Origin of the sequence: Mesorhizobium sp. M2D.F.Ca.ET.226.01.1.1 (assembly GCF_004022705.2) — a bacterium.
Taxonomy (GTDB): Bacteria; Pseudomonadota; Alphaproteobacteria; order Rhizobiales; family Rhizobiaceae; genus Mesorhizobium.
The window spans coordinates 1-4,475 of the sequence record NZ_RZOY02000032.1 but is presented as its reverse complement, the minus strand read 5'-3'; the positions used below and the strand labels follow the sequence as shown (position 1 = coordinate 4,475).

The window sequence follows — 4,475 nt, the reverse complement described above, 5'->3', positions numbered from 1 at the left end:
CGACGGTTATACTCCGCCTCGCTAAAAGGAAGCCCGGGCGCCAAGCTCGACTGAGTGTTCGCCATTACCTCTCCTCCGCTCCCGTCGTTGTGCTTAGATGGTCAACTGCCGGGTGGTTTGCGTCAAACACAGTTTGTGTATTGTTAACATCTCGCAGTGAGATGGCCGTGTGAGTGAAGTCCAAGCCTATGAAATATTAGTTTCATTGGGTTAACATCTTGAACCTGCTTAAGGGCTGCCTCTCTTCGACCGCTCACAATCAATCTATTTCGTTTGTATCACAGCCGCAAAAGTGGATTAGGGCGGCGTTCTACCTTGGCCGCCGGTCTCTGCCCGGTGGGCAGACACCACTCCCGGAAAATCAATTCGGATCCTTCGGGAAAGGCTGCATGCTCTGGGGTCAATCGGTTCAGCCGGTTCGCAGGCCGCCGGCACGGCAAATCATCTTCATATCGCGTGCGTGGCCGGGGTTTTGTGCTCCGTTGTTCGTTGACAGGAGTCGAAGATAGTCTCTCAACGTTTTTTAGTAACTGCCAGATCTGGTGGCTTGCCGCTGGCCACGATGTGGCGGCACCGCCACCTCGGCGAGAAGCGAGTGTAGGCGGTATGATAATGCTAGTGCATTTCCTGCAAACTGCGAAACTACTGCAGTGGACGTATGACCGCACTGCCTCTCCGAAGTGCGGTGCGATCTTGCCCATTGGCTGGCCAACTAGATGTTTGATCCCAGATTTTGATGGTTCATCATCGTCCGAATCAAAGGATGCGCTATGGGCCAGGTTCTTCATGGGAGCGCCACGACGACAGAGGCGGTTCGTCGAGCGATACAGCATAGTCAAGAGAGCCTGAGAGCGCTGGCGAAGCGGTACGGGATCAACCAGAAGACTGTTGCCAAATGGCGGGAACGGACCTCGGTGGCCGATGGGACTGTCAGGAATTCTGTGCGCGAGGCCGGTTTCGTCATTGGCTGACGAACTTTTCGCCGAAGACGACGGCGAACTGGGTTTTGGCCTCGAACCACTCGCGCGGAGGTCGTTTCCAATCCTTGGCGCGTGGTTCAGGACCAGATATAACAGTTTCATTGCCGCGTCGTCATTGGGGAAATGGCCTCGGGTGCGGACGGCGCGGCGCAGTTTCGAGTTCAGCGCCTCGATCGCGTTCGTAACCGGTATGGTCATGACGGTGCCACCTGATCCCCGCTGAGATGAAAGGCTTTCGGCGTATGGTGCGACCATCCGGGACAGGGGCACCGGGAGCACGCCAAGTACGGGCAGGCCGATGTATTCGATGAGCTGCGAGCTCGCGTTAGTAGCTGGCCGCCCCTGCGACCTGCCCGGTTGCGCCGAGAGCGCGGATCCGTAGGTGTCGCGTCGCCCGCCGGCTCCCGACTGTTTGAGGAGGAGCCGATGAGACGCGTGATTGGGATGGACATCCACCGCACCTTTGCGGAGGTGGTGGTTTGGGAAGATGGCCAACTGCGCCATCACGGACGGGTCGACATGACCCGCTCGGGACTGGAAGGCTTCGGCCGCAGTTGCGACGAATGGATGAGGTTGTCGTCGAAGCTACGGGCAACGCCATGGCAGTGGTGCGGGTTCTGTCGCCCTATTGCCAGCGGTTTTCTGCCGGCGGTCTGGGTTCCCGATGAGCGGACGGAGCGGCTTCGCCGCTTCGTCACGCGGCGCAACCAGGTCGTGCGGCATCGCACGCGCGTGAAGAACGAGGTGCATGGATTCCTGCAGGCGCACCTCGTGCCGAAGTGCCCGCATGCCGATCTGTTCAACCGTCGGGGTCGCGCCTGGCTCGAGCGGCAGGTGCTTCCCGACGACGAGCGGGCCGCTATCGCTCGCCACATCCGCGAGATCGACCGCCTGGCCGAGGATCTGGCTGACCTCGATCGGGAGATCGCCCGGGAAGCGGTTGATGATGTGCAAGTCCGGCGTCTTCAGACGATCACCGGCGTCAATGCCATCGTCGCGAGCGGTATCATCGCCGCCGTCGGCGACATCCGGCGGTTCCGCGAACCGCAGAAGCTGGTGAGCTACTTCGGCCTCAATCCTCGTGTGCGTCAATCCGGTCTTGGCTTGGCGCAATATGGCCGGATCAGCAAACATGGGCGTTCCCATGCCCGCGCCATGCTGGTCGAGGCCGCCTGGGCGGCGGCGAAGGCGCCCGGACCGCTCAGGGCTTTCTTCCTGCGCATCCGCAACAAGCGCGGCCATCAGGTCGCAGCCGTGGCGCTCGCCCGCAAGCTCGCCGTGTTGATCTGGCATCTGCTGACAAAGGAGCAGGACTACTTCTGGGCTCGCCGGCGCTGGTGGCGGCAAAGCAGAGGCAGCTCGCTCTCAAGGCTGGCGCGCCGGGCGAGCGCGGTGTCGGTCGCCGCGGTTCGGCTTACGCCTACAACGTGAAGGAGTTGCGAAACAGCGAGAAAGCCGCGGCCGAGAATGCCGAACGTGCCTACGAGCTGATGGTTCGGCATTGGCGGTCACTAGGGCCGAAGCGGCGCACGGACGCCACAAACGAGGAACGACTATAACGGCTGCGCGGCGGCGCTCTCATCCTCTCACGCCGCTCTTTGCCACGTGGTCGTCCGTGCCAGGCGAACATAACATAAGCAAATATCCCGGTGCGACAGTCATCGCCCCGGTCCACTCCAGAAAGGCGCCGTGCTCGACGCAGTCAAGGCGTGGCCTGGAAACCTCGCAGCCGGCCATGGCGCCATCGCACCGGCCAGCCTTGACTGCGTCTCGACACGCTCGCATGGGAAATCCTGTGGGCCGGGACGAAGAAACACGCTCACCTGAGCCGAACAAATAAACGCACAGGAGTCGAGAAAGCCGAAATCACGCTTGTCGATGTCATCCGTGGTGTAGATGATCCGGCGCACGCTTTCGGGGAAGGCGAAGAACGGCACCACGTGTTGCCAGTTGCGCCGCCAGCTCTGGGTGATCGCCGGATACCGCTGGCCCCAGTAGCCGGCTTCGAATTCCTCCAGGGCCTTCATGCCGGCTTCGGCATCCTTTGCCCGGTAGATCGCGCGCAGCGCCGGCACGACCGGCTTGCGATCCTTCCACGACACGAACTCCAGCGAATGGCGGATCAGATGCACGATGCAGGTTTGGACCACGGTCTGGGGGAAGACGGCGTTGATCGCCTCGGGGAAGCCCTTCAGGCCGTCGACGACGGCGATCAAGACGTCGGCGACGCCACGGCTCTTCAGCTCGTTCATGACGCGCAGCCAGAACTTGGCGCCCTCGGTCTGCTCGATCCAAATGCCGAGGATCTCCTTCGTGCCGTCCGGCAGGATGCCGAGCGCGATGTAGACGGCCTTGTTGCGCACGAAGCCCTCGTCCCTGATCTTGACCCGGATCGCATCGAAGAAGACGAGCGGATAGATCGCATCCAGCGGGCGGTTCTGCCACTCGGCCACTTCCTCCAGGACGGCGTCGGTGACGGCCGAGATCAGTTCCGGCGACACGTCGATGCCGTAGAGCTCCTCCAGATGGCCGCGGATCTCGCGCACCGTCATGCCGCGCGCCTACATGGAGATGATCTTGTCGTCGAAATCGGGAAAGCGGCGCTGGTATTTGGCGATCAGCTTCGGATCGAAGATCCCGGCCCGGTCGCGCGGGATCGACAGCGTCATCTTCGACGTGCCCGTCAGAACCGACTTCCTCGAATGGCCGTTGCGGCGATTGGCGCTGCCGTCGGTGCGGTCGTCCTCGAGGTGCTCGTCGAGTTCAGCGTTCAGAATCCGTTCCGAAAGCGCCTCAGGTCGTCGAGCAATCCGTCCTTGGCAAACACCTCATTCGGATCGCGGCCGGCAAGCAGTTGGTCCAGAAGTTCCTTCTCGATAGCCATGTGATGATTCTCTCCTTTCCATCATCATGGCCTCGCGCACAGAATTCCTGACAGTCCCGTGGACGATGTGCCGACCGGTCCGAGAGAGCCTAGATCGACGGTGCTCTTGCCCGAGGAGGAGGCCGTCATCGTCCCCTTCCGGCGCTACACTCTGTTGCCACTCGATGACTGCCTCTACGCCTTACAAGCGACGATCCCACACGACGCGCTCGTCACTGCATCGCTGCCTGCAGCGCCACGGCATCAGCCGCCTGCGGACGTAGAAGGTGACAAGCCGGCGAAGAAGAAGTTCAAGAGCCATCCGATCGGCTACTTCCACATCGACGTCGCCGAGGTGCGCACCGAACAGGGCAAGCTGCACATGTTCGTCGCCATTGATCGCACCTCGAAGTTCCCCTTCGTGGAAACGGCCACCACCGCCATATCGAGAGACTTCCTGCTGCGCCTGATCGCGGCCGTTCCCTACAAGATCCACGCCGTCCTCACCGACAACGTCCTAAGCGCGGAACGAAATGGAGCCTGCAGTCAAGGTCTCTCTGTTCGTCAGCATGCCCTTGCTGCGTGACGTTGGTCAAGTCGTCGAACCAGGCGGCTTCCACCGGCAAGGGAAA

At 61.5% G+C, this 4,475-nt stretch carries 1 protein-coding gene and 4 pseudogenes; 3 read left to right on the top strand and 2 right to left on the bottom strand.

Annotation, left to right across the window (positions count from 1 at the left end):
• Positions 1-770 precede the first annotated feature (770 nt).
• Positions 771-923: pseudogene (locus EN869_RS33580) on the top strand (IS481 family transposase); the annotation flags it as partial.
• 37 nt (positions 924-960) lie between these two features.
• Here the strand turns inward: EN869_RS33580 and EN869_RS33575 are convergent.
• Positions 961-1,163: pseudogene (locus tag EN869_RS33575) on the bottom strand (transposase); the annotation flags it as partial.
• Between the two features lie 261 nt (positions 1,164-1,424).
• On the opposite strand from EN869_RS33575, the gene EN869_RS33570 reads away from it, so the two are divergent.
• Positions 1,425-2,411 carry an IS110 family transposase gene (locus EN869_RS33570; protein WP_348628729.1) on the top strand — a complete coding sequence of 329 codons (987 nt, stop codon included), beginning with the start codon at positions 1,425-1,427 and terminating at the stop codon, positions 2,409-2,411.
• 443 nt (positions 2,412-2,854) lie between these two features.
• Here EN869_RS33570 and EN869_RS33565 read toward each other — a convergent pair.
• A pseudogene (locus tag EN869_RS33565) lies at positions 2,855-3,864 on the bottom strand (IS256 family transposase); the annotation flags it as partial.
• Between the two features lie 76 nt (positions 3,865-3,940).
• Between EN869_RS33565 and EN869_RS33560 the strand changes: the two are divergent.
• A pseudogene (locus EN869_RS33560) lies at positions 3,941-4,357 on the top strand (IS481 family transposase); the annotation flags it as partial.
• Positions 4,358-4,475: the final 118 nt, after the last annotated feature.